This is a genomic window from Streptomyces sp. NPDC006624 (assembly GCF_040611555.1).
GTDB lineage: Bacteria > Actinomycetota > Actinomycetes > Streptomycetales > Streptomycetaceae > Streptomyces.
The window spans coordinates 224,845-241,814 of sequence record NZ_JBEXOM010000001.1; the positions used below are offsets into that span (position 1 = coordinate 224,845).

The following is a 16,970-nucleotide window of genomic DNA, read 5'->3' on the forward strand; positions in this document are numbered from 1 at the left end:
GCCCGCCGCCCCGGCGGGGCACCCGAGTGGGACGTGACTCTGCCGGACGACCGGAGCCGGACGTGCCCCCGACCGGCGGCCCGAGCCGGGCGTGCCCCGCTCGGCAGCCCCAGCCGGACATGACCTCACCCGAGAACCAAAACCGATCGGCGCCTCGCCCGGAGGCCCTTCGGGCCCCGGCGGCGCAGCCGCGGACGGGCCCCGGACGCCCGCCCCGTGCCCGCCGCGCCGTCAACCGCCGTGACCCGCCCTCGTATCACCGGAGACAATGGACCCCGTGCGCTATCGCATCCTCGGTACCACCCAGGCGCTCCGCCCCGACGGCACGGTCGTCACCGTCGGCGGGGCGCGGCTTCGTGCGCTGCTGACCGTGCTGGCCCTGCGCGTGGGGCGGACCGTGCCCGTCGGGCTGCTCGTCGAGGAGGTGTGGGGCGGGGAGCCGCCCGCCGACGCCACCGGCGCGCTGCAGGCTCTGGTCGGGCGGCTGCGCCGCGCCCTGGGGGCGGACGCCGTGGCCTCCGCCGAGGGCGGTTACCGCCTCGCCGCCGCGCCCGACGACGTCGACCTGCACCGCTTCGAGCGGCTGGCCGGCGAGGGGCTGCGGGCCCTGGCCGACGGCGACCCCGCCAAGGCCGCCGTGGTGCTCGACGACGCCCTCGCCCTGTGGCGCGGCCCGGCCCTGGCCGACCTGCCCGACCGCACCGCGGAGGCGGCCCGCTGCGACACCCGGCGCCTGGACGTGCTGCGCGCCCGCCACACCGCCGCCCTCGACCTCGGCCAGGCCGAGCAGTCCCTGCCGGAACTGACCGCGCTGTGCGACAGCCGCCCGCTGGACGAACCCCTGCAGGCGCTGCGCCTGCGCGCCCTGCACGACGCGGGCCGCACTGCCGAGGCGCTCGCCGCCTACGACGACGTCCGCCGGCTCCTCGCGGACCGCCTGGGCACCGACCCGGGTGCCGAACTGCGCGCCCTGCACGCTCGGTTGCTGAAGGCGCCGGAGACGGACGGCGCCCGCCCTCCCCGCCTCCGCCCCGCCCCCGCCCCGGGCAACCTCCGCGCCCGCCTCACCTCCTTCATCGGCCGCGAGCGCGACATCGAGACCCTCCGCCGCGACCTCGCGGCGGCCCGCCTGGTCACCCTGCTCGGGCCCGGCGGCGCCGGCAAGACCCGGCTGTCACAGGAAGCCGCCGAGACCGTCCGGTCCACCCTGCCCGGGGGCGTCTGGCTGGCCGAACTCGCCCCGGTCGACGACCCCGACGCCGTGCCGGAGGCCGTCCTCACCGCCGTCGGCGCCCGTGAGACCGTGCTGTACGGCGCCGGTGCCGAGGGCATCCGGGCCGCCGTCGGGGACCGGCTCGACGACCCCGTCGAACGCCTCGCCGAGCACTGCTCCCGCCCCGGCATGCTGCTCATCCTCGACAACTGCGAGCACGTCGCCGAGGCCGCCGCCCGGCTCGCCGAGGAACTGCTGGCGCGCTGCCCGGGCCTGACCGTCCTCGCCACCAGCCGCGAACCCCTCGGTGTACCGGGGGAGTTGCTGCGCCCGGTGGAGCCGCTGCCCGAGCCGGTCGCGCTGCGGCTGCTCGCCGACCGGGGCGCGGTGGCCCGGCCCGGCTTCCGGATCGAGGACGACCCGGAGGCGTGCGCCGAGATCTGCCGCCGCCTGGACGGCCTGCCCCTGGCCATCGAACTGGCCGCCGCCCGGCTGCGGATGCTCACGCCCCGCCAGATCGCCGACCGGCTCGACGACCGCTTCCGCCTCCTCACCTCCGGCAGCCGCACCGTCCTGCCCCGCCAGCAGACCCTCAGAGCCGTCGTCGACTGGTCCTGGGACCTGCTCGACGAGGACGAACGGGACGTCCTGCGGCGGCTCTCGGTGTTCGCCGGCGGCTGCGACCTCGCCGCCGCCGAGGCCGTGTGCGGGCCGGTCGCCCTGGAGGCGCTCGGCTCGCTCGTCGACCGCTCCCTGGTCGTGGCCGCCCCGCCCGGCGAAGCGGGCGACGAGGGGATGCGCTACCGGCTGCTGGAGACCGTCGCCGAGTACGCCGCCGAACGGCTGGACGAGGCCGGGCAGCGCGCCGCCGCCGAGCGCGCCCACCTCACGTACTACCGCGAACTCGCCCGCACCACCGACCCATTGTTGCGCGGCCCCGGCCAGCTCGACGCCATCCGCCGGCTGGAGCGCGAGTACGAGAACCTGCGCACCGCCCTGCGCCACGCCGTCGCCCTGCGCGACGAGCAGGAGGCGCTGTGCCTCGCGCTGTCCCTCGTCTGGTACTGGCAGATGCGCGACCTGCGCGTCGAGGCCCGCAACTGGTGCCGCGAGGTGATGGCCCTCGGCCCCGACCCCTTCACCGAGCCCGTCCGCCCCGCCGCCCCGGTGTGGCAGCGCTGCACCGACGCCCCGCCCCCGATGGCCGGCGAGGTCCTCCTGGAGGCCCGGCGCGGCATCCATCTGGCCCACCTCGCCTGCATGGACACCGAGTTGGAGGCGTGGCAGACCCCGCAGTCGCAGCAGAAGCTGCGGACCATCGCCCGGACCTACGAGCCCGGCCTCCCGCAGAACTGCCGCCTGCCCGGACTGCTCTGGTTCTTCGCGGTGATGCTCACCGGCGACATGGAGCGGCTGCGGGTCATCATGGACGCCTCCATCCGCACCTGCCGTGACACCCCCGGCTTCGAGTGGGAACTGGCCTCGGGTCTGCAGATGCGGGCCAACTTCCTCGCCAACCGCTTCGACTGGGCCGGTGACGCGGCCCGCGACGCCGACGAGTCACTGGAGATCTACCGCCGCCTAGGAGACGCCTGGGGCACCGCCGAGGCGCTCTCCGCCCGCGCCGAGGCCCGCGAACGCAAGGGCGACCACGCCCTGGCCGCCGCCGACTACGAGGCGGCCATCAAGCACGCCGAACACCTCGGCGCCCGCGCCCAGGCTGCCGTGCTCAGCGCCCGGCTCGGCAGCACGCTGCTGGAGGCGGGGGAGGGGGAGCGCGGCGAGCGGCTGCTGCGCGAGGTGATCGCCCGGCGCGACAACTCGCACAACGAGGCCATGCCGGCCGCCCGGCTCTTCCTGTCCGGCTGGCTCGGCATGACCGGCCGCACCGCCGAGGCCCGGGAGCAACTGCGGCGGCTGCGGCAGGACTTCCGGATCGCCCACTTCGTCGTCTTCGACGCGTTCATCCTCGGCGCGGAGGCCTGGCTGGAGGCGGAGGACGGACGGTACGAGCAGTGCCTGGACCTCGTCCGCAAGGCGCTGGAGCGGGCCCGCGACCCGCTGTCGACGGCCATCGCGCCCCATATGCGCGCGGTGTACCTGACCGTCGGCGCCGGGGCCCTGGGCCATGTCGACGGCGGGCGGCGCGCCGCGGACGCGGCCCGCTGCCTGGGCGCCGCCGACGCCTCGCTGCCGCCCGGCCACTTCCCCCAGCGGCAGGAACGCCTGGCCCGCGAGAGGGCCGAGCGCCGGGCCCGGGAGGTGCTCGGCGACCGGGACTACGACACGGCGTACGCGCAGGGCGGCGGCCTCTCCCCCGAGGAGGCCGCCGGCCTGGTCTGACGCGCGGCCGGCCCGTCCGGTCAGCTCTTTGTGCGGAACTTGTGGATCGCCACAGGGGCCATCACGGCCGTGATCGCCACCGACCAGCCGAGCGTCACCCACAGGTCCTGCGCGACCGGACCGCCCACCATCAGACCGCGCGCGGCGTCCGCGAGCGTGGAGAGCGGGTTGTAGTCGGTGAAGGCCTCCAGCCAGCCCGGCATCGACGTCGTCGGCGCGAAGATCGACGAGCCGAACTGCAGCGGGAACAGCACCAGGAAGCCCATCGCCTGCACGGACTGCGCGCTCTTCATGACCACGCCCAGGGTGAGGAACACCCACATGATCGACGAGGCGAACGCGGTGGACAGCGCCACGGTGGCGAGCAGTCCCGGCCAGTCGGTGATCTCGAACCCGACCGCGACGGCGACGACCATCAGCACCGCCGTCGCGAACAGCATCCGCAGCAGCTCCACGAAGATCTTCGCGAACAGCACCGAGCCGCGCCCGATCGGCAGGGACCGGAAACGGTCCATGACACCGGAGTCGAAGTCCTGGCAGAAGCCCGTGCCGACGCCCTGGCACAGCGTCATGCTCATCATCGCGATCATGCCGGGGATCACGTACTGCACGTACTGGTCCTGCCCGCCGCCCAGCGCCTGCCCGATCGAGCCGCCGAAGACGAACACGAACAGCAGGGTGAAGACGACCGGCATCAGCAGCGCGTCGGCCATCGACTCCGGGTCCTGGCGGATCCACAGCAGGTTGCGGCGCACGAGTGCGCCGGTGTGGCGCAGATGGCCGCGCAGCGTGATCCGGGCGTCCGCGCGGGCCGCGGGGGCCGCGGGCGCTGCGGGGGCGGTGACGGCGCTCATACGGCGGCCTCCTGAAGGTCTTCGGCGGGCGCGGTGTCCTGCGGGGCACTGGCGCGGTGGCCGGTGAGGGACAGGAACACCTCGTCCAGGCTGGGCAGTTCGGTGGTGACGGAGGCGAGCGTGACGCCTTGGGCCATGACGGCCCCCACGACGGCGGTCAGTTGCTCGTCGCTGAGGATCGGCACGAGCAGGGTGCCGGAGGCGCCGTCCACGGTGGTGGTCGCGAGCCCGGTGATGCCCAGGCCGTCGAGGTACCGGGCGAGCGGGCGCAGCCGCAGGGCGTCGGCCGGCCGGATCCTCAGAGTCCGGCCGCCGACCTTGGCCTTGAGCTGCTCGATGCGCCCGCCCGCGACCACGCGGCCCTGGTCCACGACGGTCAGCTCGGAGGCGAGCTGCTCGGCCTCCTCCATGTACTGCGTGGTCAGCAGCACGGTCACGCCGTCCCCGACCATGGCCTTCACCTCGTCCCACACCTCGTTGCGGGTGCGGGGGTCGAGGCCGGTGGTCGGCTCGTCGAGGAAGAGGACGGCGGGCCGCCCGATCATCGAGGCGGCCAGGTCGAGCCGCCGCCGCATCCCGCCGGAGTAGGTGCTCACGGGCCGCTTCGCGGCCTCCGTCAGGGAGAACCGCTCCAGCAGTTCGCCGGCCCGCGCGCGTGCCTCCTTGCGGGGCAGGTCGAGCAGCCGCCCGATCATGTACAGGTTCTCCCAGCCGGGCAGCTTCTCGTCGACGGAGGCGTACTGCCCGGTGAGCCCTATCACCCGCCGCAGCTGCCGCGGCTGCCGTACGACGTCGTACCCGGCCACGGTCGCCCGCCCCGCGTCGGGGCGCAGCAGCGTCGTCAGGATCCGCACCAGGGTGGTCTTCCCGGCCCCGTTCGGCCCGAGCACCCCCATCACGGTGCCCTCCCGCACCTCCAGGTCGACCCCGTCCAGCGCCTTGGTCTCCCCGTAGTGCTTCACCAGCCCCCGCACGGTGACAGCGGCGCCGCCGGCTTCTGTGTCGATTCGCGTCATGCCACCGACCGTCTCAGCCCGCGCCGACACATCGCCGACAGACCGCCGACAGCCTCCGTCGGTGCCCGGGCAGGCGAACGGCCCGCCGACGGGGGAAGATCGGCGGGCCGTCCGTGGTGGTGCGGCAGTGGCTCAGTGCACGGAGTGCTCCTCCTGCGGGAACGTTCCGCCGGCGACCTCGTCGGCGAACGCCTTCACCGCGTCGCCCATGACCTCACGCAGGTTCGCGTACCGCTTGACGAACTTCGGCACGCGCCCGCCGGTCAGGCCCAGCATGTCGGTCCACACCAGCACCTGCGCGTCGGTGTCGGGGCCCGCCCCGATACCCACCGTCGGGATGTGCAGCACCCGCGTCACCTCGGCCGCGAGCTCCGCCGGGACCAGCTCCAGGACCACCGCGAACGCGCCCGCGTCCTGCACGGCCTTGGCGTCCCGCAGCAGCTGCTGGGCGGCCTCCTCGCCCCGGCCCTGCACGCGGTAGCCCATCGCGTTGACGGACTGCGGGGTCAGCCCGATGTGCGCCATGACCGGGATGCCGGACTCGACGAGCAGCCTGATCTGCTCGTGCGACCGCTCGCCCCCCTCCAGCTTCACGGCCTGCACGCCCGCCTCCTTCACCAGCCGGGTCGCCGAGCGCAGCGCCTGCACCGGACCCTCCTGGTAGGAGCCGAAGGGCAGGTCGCCGACGATCAGGGCGCGCGAGGTGCCCCGTACGACCGCCGCCGACAGCATGGTCATCTCGTCGAGGGTGACGGGTACGGTCGTCTCGTACCCGAGGTGGCAGTTGCCCGCCGAGTCGCCGACGAGCATGACCGGGATCCCGGCCTCGTCGAAGACGGACGCGGTCATCGCGTCGTAGGCGGTGAGCATGGGCCACTTCTCGCCGCGCTCCTTGGCGGCGGCGATGTCGCGAACGGTGATGCGGCGGGTGCCCTTGCCCCCGTACAGCGTCTTGCCGCCGTCGGAGGGCTTTCCCTGAGCAGTCTGGGCAGCCGGAAGCTGCGTCATGGCACGGCTCCTATCACGTCATCTCGAGGCGCCCTGACGGCGTCCCCGGACCACGTCCATGGTGGCACCTCGTGCCACCGAGGGCTAGGGGAGCCCCTGTGAGTTCCGCCCGGGTGCCCCGCACGCGCCCTCGTGGAGGCCCGCGTAAAAGCTCGGTAAGAGAATTCCGATACGAGACGGTCTCGTATCGGAATGCGCCTAGGCTCGACGGCATGACCACACCTGCCGACGGCGCCGCCCCCACCGGCCGCCGCATACCGGAAGCGGTGCACCGGCGCCGCTGGGCGATCCTCGGCGTGCTGATGCTGAGCCTGCTGATCGTCGTCCTGGACAACTCGATCCTGAACGTCGCCATCAAGACGATCTCCACCCCCGCCCCGACCGGCCTGGGGGCCACGCAGAGCGAGCTGGAGTGGGCGATCAACGCCTACACCCTCGTCTTCGCCGGCCTGCTGTTCACCGCCGGGCTGCTCGGCGACCGGCTGGGCCGCAAGAAGGTGCTGCTCGGCGGTCTCGCCGTGTTCGGCATCGGCTCGGCGTTCGCCGCGTTCTCCGGCTCGCCCGGCGAGCTGATCACCTTCCGCGCCGTGATGGGCCTGGGCGCCGCGTTCGTGATGCCCGCCACCCTCGCCGTCCTCATGCACGTCTTCGAGCGCGAGGAGCAGCCCAAGGCCATCGGCATCTGGGCCGGCGGGGTCGGCCTCGCCATCGCCATCGGGCCCATCACCGGCGGTGTGCTGCTCGACCACTTCTGGTGGGGCTCGGTCTTCCTGATCAACGTGCCGATCGTGCTGCTCGCCCTCGCGCTGATGCTCTGGCTGGTCCCCGACTCCCGCGACCCGGACCCCGGCCGCGTCGACCCCGTCGGTGTGGTGCTGTCGGTCACCGGACTGGTGCTGCTCGTCTACGGCATCATCAAGGGCGGCCAACTGGCCGACTTCACCGACGCCACCGTGCTGGCCACCATCGGGGCCGGTCTCGCCGTGCTCGTCGCCTTCGTCGTGTTCGAGAAGCGCAGCGACCACCCGTCCATCGACGTCACGTACTTCAGGAACAAGGTCTTCTCGGCCGCCGTCGCCGCCATCGCGCTGGTCTTCTTCGCGCTGATGGGCGTGACGTTCTTCTCCGTCTTCTACACCCAGAGCGTGCGCGGCTACTCGCCGCTGGAGACCGGTCTGCTGATGCTGCCGCTGGCCGCCGCGCAGATGATCTTCGCGCCGCGCGCCCGGCTGCTGGTCGACCGCTTCGGCAACCGCGCCACCACGACCGCTGGCATGCTGCTCATCGCCGCGATGCTGGCCGCCTTCGCCACCCTGGACGCCGATACGCCCATCTGGGTCCTGGAGGTCGTCTTCTTCCTCATGGGCACGGGCATGGCGCACATCATGACGCCCGTCAGCGTCGTCATCATGCAGGCCCTGCCCCGCGAGAAGGCCGGCTCCGCCTCCGCGCTCAGCAACACCTTCCGCCAGGTCGGCGGCGCCCTGGGCATCGCCGTCCTCGGCTCGGTGCTGTCCGCCGCGTACCGCACGGCGATCGAGGACAGGCTCACGCCGCTGCCGCCGGACCTCCGGCACACCGCGGGCGAGTCCATCGAGGCCACCCTCGGCGTCGCGGCGAGGCTCGGCGACCAGGGCCGGGCCCTGATCGCCCCCGCCCACGACGCGTTCCTGCACGCGATGCACGTCACCGCCCTGTGGGGCGCGGGCGTCGCGCTGGCCGGCGCGGTCGTCGTGGCACTGTTCCTGCCCGGCCGCCAGCCCGCCCCTCACGAGGGCGAGCAGGACAAGGAGCTGTCCGGCACGCGGTCGTAGACCTGCGGGAGAAGTCGTAGCCCTGCGGGAGAAGTCGTAGACCTGCGGGAGAATCGGCACCACCCCGGTCAGGAAGGACACAGCGACGTGAGCCTCGCCGAACGGCAACCCCGCCACGACGGCCCCCCGAGGGGCCGCCCGAGAAGCGAGGCCGTCGAGCGCGCCATCATCGAGGGCGTGATGAAACTGCTGGAGGACGGCGTGCCGCTGGCGGAGCTGTCCGTCGAGCGCATCGCCCGCACCGCCGGAGTCGGCAAGGCCACCATCTACCGCCGCTGGAGCGGCAAGGAGGAGCTGTTCGTCGACGTCGTGCGCGCCGCCGAACCGCCGGAGCCGGAGCTTCCCGGCACCTCCGTGCGCGACGACCTCGTGGTGATGCTGGAGCAGATGCGGCTGCGCGGCCTGGTCAACCGCTCCTCGGCGATCCTGCACAGCGTGCAGGCCCAGATGAAGAGCAGCCCGGCGCTGTGGGCGGCCTACCACGCCACCGTGATCGCACCGCGCCGCCGCCGGGGCCTGGAGATCCTGCGCCGGGGCCAGGAGAACGGCGAACTGCGCACGGACGTCGACATCGAGCTGCTGAACGACCTGTTCGTCGGCCCGATGCTGGTGCGCTCGGTCCTGCATCCGGACGCCGACCTGCCGCAGGGCCTGGCCGAACAGGTCGTCGACACCCTGCTCGAGGGGCTGCGTCCGCGCAGCTCACCCCCCGTCAGTTCCGGTGGCCACGGCCCCTAGTGTGCGCGTTTCGTCACAGACCGCGCTTTCCCCGGGCCGGACCGGAACTCCCCGCGCGGAGTCGAACGTCCTCGCCCCCGTACGGCCGTCGGGCAACGGCGGGAACGGAACGGATCATCCCCTAGGGTCGTAAGGACACGGGGGCGATGGTGTGCACGGCAGGTAGTGAGGCGACGGTATGGCGCAGCAGGCGTACATGACGGAGACGGACGACGGCGGCTCGGGGCCCGAGCACCGCGGGACCCGGCTTCGGCGCCTGCGGGACCGGCTGGCCGGCGGCTGGCGGGGCGACCCACGCATCTGGCGGCGCGGCCTGATCCTCGCCGCCTGCGCGCTGCTGCTCGCCGTGGTGATGCTGCTGCACGCGCAGATCCCCAACGCCATCGGCAACCTGGGCAGCCTCGTCGAGACGTTCCTGCCCTGGCTCGGGCTGTTCGTCCCCGTGCTGCTCGTGCTCGCCGTGGTGCGCCGGTCGGCGACCGCGCTGATCGCGCTGCTGGCGCCGGCCGTGGTCTGGCTGAACCTCTTCGGCGGCCAGCTCAGCGACAAGACCGCCACCGGCGGCGACCTCACCGTGGTCACGCACAACGTCAACGCCGACAACCCCGACCCCTCCGGCACCGCCCGGGACGTGGCCGCCTCCGGCGCGGACGTGCTGGCCCTGGAGGAGCTGACGCAGGAGGCGGTGCCGACGTACGAGAAGGCGCTCGCCCCGACGTACAAGTACCACTCGGTGCAGGGCACGGTCGGGGTGTGGAGCAAGCACCCGCTCAGCGACGTGCGGGACGTCGACCTCGACATGGGCTGGACGCGCGCGATGCGGGCCACCGTGACCGCCCCGTCGGGGAAGGTCGCCGTCTACGTCGCCCATCTGCCGTCCGTGCGCGTGAAGATGGAGGCCGGCTTCACGGCCCGCCAGCGCGACCGCAGCGCCGACTACCTGGGCGAGGCCATCGCCCACGAACCGCTGGACAACGTCGTCCTGCTCGGCGACCTGAACGGCACCATGAACGACCGCGCGCTCAACGCCGTCACCTCCCAGATGCGCTCCACGCAGGGCGCGGCCGGCAACGGCTTCGGGTTCAGCTGGCCGGCGTCGTTCCCGATGGCGCGCATCGACCAGATCATGGTCCGGGGCCTGACCCCGGAGAGCTCCTGGACCCTCCCGCAGACCGGCAGCGACCACCTGCCCGTCGCCGCCCGTGTGAAGGTCACCACAAGCGGATCCTGAAACCCCAGGTCAGGGCAGCGCCGTCAGAAAACCGCCACCAGGGCGTCACCTCGTGGAATGCCATGCCTGCGAGACTTTGTTCCGTACTTGAACATACGACTTGACCATGCGACGTACGGATCGCCAAGCACGTCTCGAAAGGCTCCCTCATGCCCCTGGCCCTGCTCGCCCTCGCCGTGGGCGCCTTCGGCATCGGTACCACCGAGTTCGTGATGATGGGCCTGCTGCCCGATGTCGCGGACGACCTGGGCATCTCGATCCCCAGCGCCGGCCACCTGGTGTCCGCGTACGCGCTGGGCGTCGTCGTCGGCGCCCCGCTGCTGGCCGCGGTCACCGCCAGGATGTCCCGCCGCACGGTCCTGATCGGCCTGATGGGACTCTTCGTCGCGGGCAACGCCCTGTCGGCCCTCGCGCCCGACAACGGCTGGCTGCTGGCCGCCCGCTTCCTCAGCGGACTGCCGCACGGCGCCTTCTTCGGCGTGGGCGCCGTCGTCGCCACGAACATGGTCGCCCCCGAACGCAAGGCGCGCTCGGTCTCCCTGATGTTCCTCGGCCTGACGGTGGCGAACGTCGCGGGCGTGCCGGCCGCGACCCTCATGGGCCAGCACTTCGGCTGGCGGGCCACCTTCCTCGGCGTCAGCGCCATCGGCCTGGCGGCCATCGCCGCGCTCGCCCTCCTCATCCCGCACGACCACGAGCACGCCACCGCCCAGGGCCTGCGCGGCGAACTCGCCGCCCTGCGCTCCGTCCCGGTCTGGCTGTCGCTCGGCACGACCGTCGCGGGCTTCGGCGCCCTCTTCGCGGCCTACAGCTACATCACGCCGATGCTCACGGACGCCGCCGGATACGCCGGTGCCAGCGTCACGCTGCTGCTGGCCCTGTTCGGCGTCGGCGCGACCGCCGGCAACCTGCTGGGCGGCCGCCTGGCCGACCACTCCCTGCGGGGCACGCTGTACGGCGGCCTGATCTCCCTGGTGGCGGTCCTGGCCCTGTTCCCGCTGCTGATGCGCACCCAGCCGACCGCCGCCCTGGGCGTCACCCTGCTCGGCATGGCGGCCTTCACCACCGGCTCCCCGCTCCAGCTGATGGTCATGGAGAAGGCCTCCTCGGCCCCGTCCCTGGCCTCCTCGGCCAACCAGGCCGCCTTCAACCTGGCCAACGCCGGCGGCGCCTGGATCGGCGGCCTCGCCCTGGCCGCCGGCTTCGGCGCCACCTCCCCGGCCCTCGCCGGCGCGGCCCTGGCCGTCCTCGGCCTGGGCGTGGCGTCCCTCGCCCAGGCGGTCGACCGGCGCCGGGCCCCCGTCGCCGGGCGCGAGCGGGTCGTGGCCGGCCACGTCCCGCAGGAGGCGGAGGCCGTGCGCCACTGACACCGCCCCGCTCACCCCACGTGACGCGTCTGCCCCCGTCGCACGACGGGGGCAGACGCATCACGCCACGGACTCGGAGCCGTCAGAGCGACTCGCGCCAGCCGTTGGTGATCGGCAGGCGGCGGTCCTTGCCGAAGCCCTTCGCCGAGATCTTCGTGCCCGGCGGGTACTGCCGCCGCTTGTACTCGGCCGTGTCGACCATGCGCAGGGTCTTCGCCACCAGCGCCGGGTCGTAACCGGCCGCCACGATCTCGTCCGCGCCGCGGTCGCGGTCGACGTACAGCTCCAGGATCGCGTCCAGCACCGGGTAGTCGGGCAGTGAGTCCGTGTCGACCTGGCCCGGGCGGAGCTCGGCGCTCGGGGGCTTGGTGATCGAGTTCTCCGGGATCGGCGGGGTCTGGCCGCGCTCCCGGGCGGCGCGGTTGCGCCACTCCGCGAGACGGAACACCGACGTCTTGTACACGTCCTTGATGGGGCCGTACGCACCCACCGAGTCGCCGTACAGCGTCGAGTAGCCCACCGCCAGCTCCGACTTGTTGCCGGGAGCCAGGACGATGTGGCCTTCCTGGTTGGAGATCGCCATCAGCAGCGTCCCGCGCAGCCTGGACTGGAGGTTCTCCTCCGCCAGACCCGTCAGGCCCAGCGAGCCCATGTACGCGTCGAACATCGGCTCGATGGGGACCGTCCGGTAGTTCAGCCCCGTGCGGCGGGCCATCTCCGCCGCGTCGTCCTTGGAGTGGTCCGAGGAGTACTTCGACGGCATCGACACGCCGTACACGTTCTGCGCGCCCACCGCGTCGCACGCGATCGCCGCGACCAGCGAGGAGTCGATGCCGCCCGACAGACCGACCAGGACCGACTCGAAGCCGTTCTTCGCGACGTACGCCCGCAGACCCACCACCAGCGCCGAGTACACCTCCTCGTCGTCGTCGAGGCGCTCGGCGTAGCCGCCCGTGTGCTCCGGCTCGTACGGCGCGAGCGGCTCCTCGGACAGCACCACCCGGTCGATGCGCAGACCGTCGTCCACCACGCCCGCCGGGGCGTCCGGCACGGCCGCCGGCAGGTCGAGGTCCAGCACCAGGCAGCACTCGGAGAACTGCGGCGCCCGCGCCACGACCTCCCCGTCCCCGTCGACCACGATCGAGTCGCCGTCGAAGACCAGCTCGTCCTGGCCGCCCATCATGGCGAGGTACGCCGTCGTGCAGCCGGCCTCCTGGGCCCGCTTGCGGACCAGCTCCAGGCGCGTGTCGTCCTTGTCGCGCTCGTAGGGGGAGGCGTTGATCGACAGCAGCAGACCCGCCCGCGCCGAACGGGCCGCCGGGACCCGGCCGCCGTCCTGCCACAGGTCCTCGCAGATGGCCAGCGCGACGTCCACACCGTGCACCCGCAGCACCGGCATGCTGTCGCCGGGCACGAAGTAGCGGAACTCGTCGAAGACGCCGTAGTTCGGCAGGTGGTGCTTGGCGTAGGTCAGGATCACCTCGCCGCCGTACAGCACCGCCCCCGCGTTCCGCGGCGCGCCGGCCGGCTGGCCGTACTTCGGCTGGGCGCTGTCGCTGCGGTCGAGATAGCCGACGACCACCGGCAGCTCACCGAAGCCCTCGTCGGCCAGCCGGGCGGCGAGAGCGCGCAGCGCCGCCCGGGAGGCCTCCACGAAGGACGACCGCAGGGCCAGGTCCTCGACGGGATACCCGGTCAGCGCCATCTCCGGGAACGCCACGAGATGCGCTCCCCGTTCGGCGGAGTGCCGGGTCCAGCGGACGATCGACTCGGCGTTGCCGGCGAGGTCGCCGACACGGGCGTCGATCTGGTTCAGGGCGAGACGTAGTTGAGGCACGCCGACCAGTGTAATCGTCAGAGCGACACAATGGGGTGGTGTGGGTCACCCCCGCGAGCGCGGCCCCGCTCCTCGCGCCTCGAGCAGGTCCGCCATCAGGCCGATCTCCGACTGCTGCGCCTCCACCATGCCCTGCGCCAGCCGCTTCTCCACCCCGACCGTGCACGTGGCCACACAGCCCTCGGCCATGTGGACACCGCCTTTGTGATGGTCCGTCATCAGCTGCAGGTAGTAGATCTCCGCCCGCTTGCCGTCGAGTTCGCCGAGCTTCTTCATCTCCGCGCCGGTGGCCATGCCCGGCATCAGCGCGCCGTCCTCACCGGAGGCCATGCCGCCCATGCCCATCCAGCTCATCGGCGGTTCGGACGACACCTTCGGAAGTCCCCACAGGTCGAGCCAGCCCAGCATCATGCCGCGCTGGTTCGCCTGCGTCTGCGCGATGTCGTAGGCGAGGCGCCGCACCTCCTCGTCCTTCGTGCGGTCGCGCACGATGTACGACATCTCCACCGCCTGCTGGTGGTGCACCGCCATGTCCCGGGCGAACCCGGCGTCCGCCGAGCCGGCGGACGGGGTCGTGCCGCCGCCGTCGTCCCCGGCGACGGCGTAGGTGATCGCGCCGGCCGCGACGAGCACCGCCGCGGCGGCCCCCGCGATCAGGCCGGCGAACCTCACTGCGAGAGCCCGTTCGTGCAGGCGGCACCGGGCTCGGGGGTCTGCTGGCCCTGGACGAACTTCTCGAAGAACGCGTCCACGTCGGGGTCGCTCGCGCCCGTCACCGTGCGCTGGTGCCCCCACGCCGAGAGCATGATCGGGTCCTTCTGGCCGTCCACGGGGCTCATCAGCGTGTACGGCGTCTTCTTCACCTTCGCCGCGAGCGCGTCGACGTCGGCCTTCTTCGCGTCGGCGTTGTACGTCACCCACACCGCGCCGTGCTCCAGCGAGTGCACGGCGTTGGTGTTGTCGATCTCCTTGGTGTACACGTCGCCGTTGCAGTTCATCCAGGCCTGGTTGTGGTCACCGCCGACCGGCGGCAGGGTCGCGTACTTCACGGCCTTGGTGACGTGGTTGCGGGACAGCTTGCCCTGCCAGGTCTTCACGCCGTCCTTGCCGGTGACGAACTCGCCCTTGCCCGAGGAGTCACTCGCCGCGGTGTCGCTGCCGCCACCGTCGGACTGGGACCGCACGAGCGCCACGCCACCGGCGACGAGAGCGCCCACGACCACCACACTGGCCGCGACGACGAGAATCCGGTTACGGCGCTCACGGGCCTGCTCGGCGCGCCGCATCTCCTCTATTCGCGCCTTGCGCCCGGTGCTGCTCTGGTTGGCGGAGCCCATGAGGTGTCCTTCGGGGGAAAGTGACGGTCGGGTGGCCTGATCGTAATGCGGGAGACGGGGCGCCTCGTAGAGCGTCCCCGGGAAGGGGCCGAATCGATACGGCACCGACAGCTCCACGACAGCTTCACCGAATCCGCCGCCGGTACCGCCCCGGATAATTTGAACAGCAGATTCCCATTATCTACGCTGCGTGTATGCGGCTGCTGCGCTCCACCGACCTGGCCCTGCGCGTCCTGATGCGGCTCGCCGTCGCGGGCGGGTCGACTCCGACGACGCGGGACGTCGCCGCGGACATGGACGTGCCGTACACGCATCTGGCGAAGGTCGTCGCCGAGCTCCAGCACAGAGGGCTGCTGGAGGCCCGCCGCGGCCGCGGCGGCGGTCTCACCCTCACCGAGCGGGGCCGTACGGCGTCGGTGGGCGGCGTGGTCCGCGCCTTCGAGGGCGAGGGCGACGTCGTCGACTGCGAGGGCCCCACCCCCTGCCCCCTGAAGTCCGCCTGCCGCCTGCGCGGTGCCCTGCGGCAGGCCCAGGAGGCGTTCTTCGCCTCCCTCGACCCCATCACGGTCGCCGACATCGTCGCGGAGCCGACGGGGGCGCTGCTGCTGGGGATCTCGCGGGGGCCGTAGGCCGGTCCTGTTCGGGGGCCTTCGTTCCGGAGGCGCGGGAGACGAGAGGCGCGCACGGAGGCACGTGCGACGAGAGGCGCATGCGGAGGCACGTGCGACGAGAGGCACGTGCGGAGGCGCGGGAGACGAGAGGCACGCGCGGAGGCACGGGAGACGAGAGGCGTGCGCGGAGGCACGTGCGTGCGACGCGGCCGGCCCGGGGCAGGGATCCCCGGGCCGGCCGCGCGCCGTACGGCGGTCGGACCCTCGGCGGGCCGCCTACCGCGCCTCACCCGCCAGCCACAGGTCCGGTCCGAACACCTCGTAGTGGATGTCCGCGGGGGCCACGCCCCGGGCGATCAGCTGGGTCCGGACCGACCGCATGAAGGGCAGCGGCCCGCACAGGTACGCGCGCGTACCGGAGGCGACCGGGACGTGGGCGAGGTCGACCAGGCCGGTGCGCGTCCCGGCGGGGGCGTCCTGCTCGTACCAGAGGTGAAGGGCGGAGTCCGGGAGCTTGGCCGTGTAGGTCTCGTGGTCGGTGCGCAGCGCGTGGTCGGCCGGTGAGCGGTCGCCGTGGACGACGGTGACGGGGGCACGGTGCCCCGAGTCCGCGAGGTGGGCCAGCATCGCGACCATGGGGGTGACGCCGATGCCCGCCGAGGCCAGCAGCAGGGGCGTGTCGGGGCCGGCGTCCAGGACCAGGTCGCCGTGCGGTTCGGACAGTTCCAGGACGTCTCCGACCCGCACGCGCGCGTGCAGGTGGTTCGAGACCTCGCCGTCCGGCTCGCCGTCGCCGTGCACGCGCTTGACGCTGATCTGCCTCAGGGCCGGGGCGGGTGCGCCGGAGAGGCTGTACTGGCGTATCTGCCGGGCGCCGTCGGCCAGGGCGACGCGGACGGAGACGTACTGGCCGGGCAGGAAGTCGCGCACCGGGCCGCCGTCGACGGGCCTCAGCCGGAACGTGGCCACGTCCGCGGTCTCGGTGACGCGCTCGACGACCTCCCAGTGCCGCCAGGCGTGCCCGCCGCGCTCCTCGTAGAGGCGCTTCTCCACGGCGATCAGGGCGTTCGCCATCAGCCAGTAGACCTCGTCCCAGGCGGCGGCGACCTCGGGCGTGACCGCGTCGCCGAGCACCTCGGCAATGGCCGCGAACAGGTGCTGGTGGACGATCGCGTACTGCTCGGGGGTGACGCCGAGGGAGGCGTGCTTGTGGGCGATGCGCTGCAGCATCGCGTCCGGCCGCTGCTCCGGGTGGTCCAGCAGGTGCGTCGCGAAGGCGGCGACGGAGCCGGCGAGCGCCTGCCGCTGGGTGCCGGCGGCCTGGTTGCCCCGGTTGAACAGGTCGCGCAGCAGCTCGGGGTGGGCCTCGAAGAGGCCGGCGTAGAAGCGCTCGGTGATCGTGCCGAGGGCCGCGCCGACGGCGGGGAGTGTGGCGCGGACGGTGACGGCGGACTGCTCGGACAGCATCAGGGCTCCTTCAAGCTCGACTGCGCGTACGGTAATTAAAGTTGCATCTGAGATGCAAATTAAGCGGCCGGGGTGCCGCCGGGGACCGGCCGTTACGGATGCCGCGGCGAGCAGGCACTATGGGCGCAGGAGCA

Annotated in this window: 13 protein-coding genes; 6 read left to right on the top strand and 7 right to left on the bottom strand. The window is 72.9% G+C overall.

Features of this window, described 5'->3' with window-relative positions:
* Nucleotides 1-268 precede the first annotated feature (268 nt).
* A complete protein-coding gene (locus ABZY20_RS01045) occupies nt 269-3,556 on the top strand; it encodes a BTAD domain-containing putative transcriptional regulator (protein WP_356434725.1) in 3,288 nt (1,095 codons plus the stop codon).
* A 20-nt stretch (nt 3,557-3,576) separates the two neighbouring features.
* Here the strand turns inward: ABZY20_RS01045 and ABZY20_RS01050 are convergent, their stop codons facing one another.
* From ABZY20_RS01050 to panB, 3 genes are all read right to left on the bottom strand, one after another.
* Nucleotides 3,577-4,410, bottom strand: coding sequence for an ABC transporter permease (locus tag ABZY20_RS01050; protein WP_356434727.1), 834 nt, complete (start codon nt 4,408-4,410; stop codon nt 3,577-3,579).
* Nucleotides 4,407-5,426, bottom strand: coding sequence for an ATP-binding cassette domain-containing protein (locus tag ABZY20_RS01055; RefSeq protein ID WP_356434729.1), 1,020 nt, complete (start codon nt 5,424-5,426; stop codon nt 4,407-4,409). The genes ABZY20_RS01050 and ABZY20_RS01055 overlap by 4 nt, the downstream gene beginning before the upstream one ends.
* 132 nt (nt 5,427-5,558) lie before the next feature.
* Nucleotides 5,559-6,434 carry a 3-methyl-2-oxobutanoate hydroxymethyltransferase gene (panB, locus tag ABZY20_RS01060; RefSeq protein ID WP_356434732.1) on the bottom strand — a complete coding sequence of 292 codons (876 nt, stop codon included), beginning with the start codon at nt 6,432-6,434 and terminating at the stop codon, nt 5,559-5,561.
* 212 nt (nt 6,435-6,646) lie between these two features.
* Here panB and ABZY20_RS01065 point away from each other — a divergent pair, with 212 nt between their 5' ends.
* The 4 genes from ABZY20_RS01065 to ABZY20_RS01080 all read left to right on the top strand — a co-directional run bounded on the left by ABZY20_RS01065 (nt 6,647) and on the right by ABZY20_RS01080 (nt 11,584).
* Nucleotides 6,647-8,248: an MFS transporter gene (locus ABZY20_RS01065; RefSeq protein WP_356434735.1), complete on the top strand. Its 1,602-nt coding sequence runs from the start codon at nt 6,647-6,649 to the stop codon at nt 8,246-8,248.
* An 87-nt stretch (nt 8,249-8,335) separates the two neighbouring features.
* A complete protein-coding gene (locus ABZY20_RS01070) occupies nt 8,336-8,986 on the top strand; it encodes a TetR/AcrR family transcriptional regulator (RefSeq protein ID WP_356434738.1) in 651 nt (216 codons plus the stop codon).
* A gap of 178 nt (nt 8,987-9,164) precedes the next feature.
* Entirely contained in the window at nt 9,165-10,217 is a 1,053-nt protein-coding gene (locus tag ABZY20_RS01075) for an endonuclease/exonuclease/phosphatase family protein (RefSeq protein ID WP_356434741.1), read from the top strand.
* Between the two features lie 149 nt (nt 10,218-10,366).
* Nucleotides 10,367-11,584, top strand: a complete 1,218-nt coding sequence (locus ABZY20_RS01080) for an MFS transporter (RefSeq protein ID WP_356434744.1) — start codon at nt 10,367-10,369, stop codon at nt 11,582-11,584.
* An 82-nt stretch (nt 11,585-11,666) separates the two neighbouring features.
* On the opposite strand, the gene ABZY20_RS01085 is transcribed toward ABZY20_RS01080, so the two are convergent.
* The 3 genes from ABZY20_RS01085 to ABZY20_RS01095 are packed head-to-tail and all read right to left on the bottom strand — an operon-like array spanning nt 11,667 to nt 14,758.
* The gene (locus tag ABZY20_RS01085; RefSeq protein ID WP_356434747.1) at nt 11,667-13,421 is read right to left on the bottom strand and encodes an NAD+ synthase; all 1,755 of its coding nucleotides are present in this window, start codon (nt 13,419-13,421) and stop codon (nt 11,667-11,669) included.
* A gap of 45 nt (nt 13,422-13,466) precedes the next feature.
* Nucleotides 13,467-14,093, bottom strand: a complete 627-nt coding sequence (locus ABZY20_RS01090) for a DUF305 domain-containing protein (protein ID WP_356434750.1) — start codon at nt 14,091-14,093, stop codon at nt 13,467-13,469.
* Complete coding sequence (locus ABZY20_RS01095) at nt 14,090-14,758, bottom strand: DUF3105 domain-containing protein (protein WP_356434752.1); 669 nt, start codon at nt 14,756-14,758, stop codon at nt 14,090-14,092. Before ABZY20_RS01095 ends, ABZY20_RS01090 begins: the two co-directional genes overlap by 4 nt.
* Before the next feature lie 194 nt (nt 14,759-14,952).
* Here ABZY20_RS01095 and ABZY20_RS01100 point away from each other — a divergent pair, with 194 nt between their 5' ends.
* On the top strand, nt 14,953-15,387 hold the full coding sequence (locus ABZY20_RS01100) for an Rrf2 family transcriptional regulator (protein ID WP_356434754.1): 435 nt from the start codon (nt 14,953-14,955) through the stop codon (nt 15,385-15,387).
* Nucleotides 15,388-15,645: 258 nt separating this feature from the next.
* On the opposite strand, the gene ABZY20_RS01105 is transcribed toward ABZY20_RS01100, so the two are convergent.
* A complete protein-coding gene (locus ABZY20_RS01105; RefSeq protein ID WP_356434757.1) occupies nt 15,646-16,836 on the bottom strand; it encodes a globin domain-containing protein in 1,191 nt (396 codons plus the stop codon).
* Nucleotides 16,837-16,970: the final 134 nt, after the last annotated feature.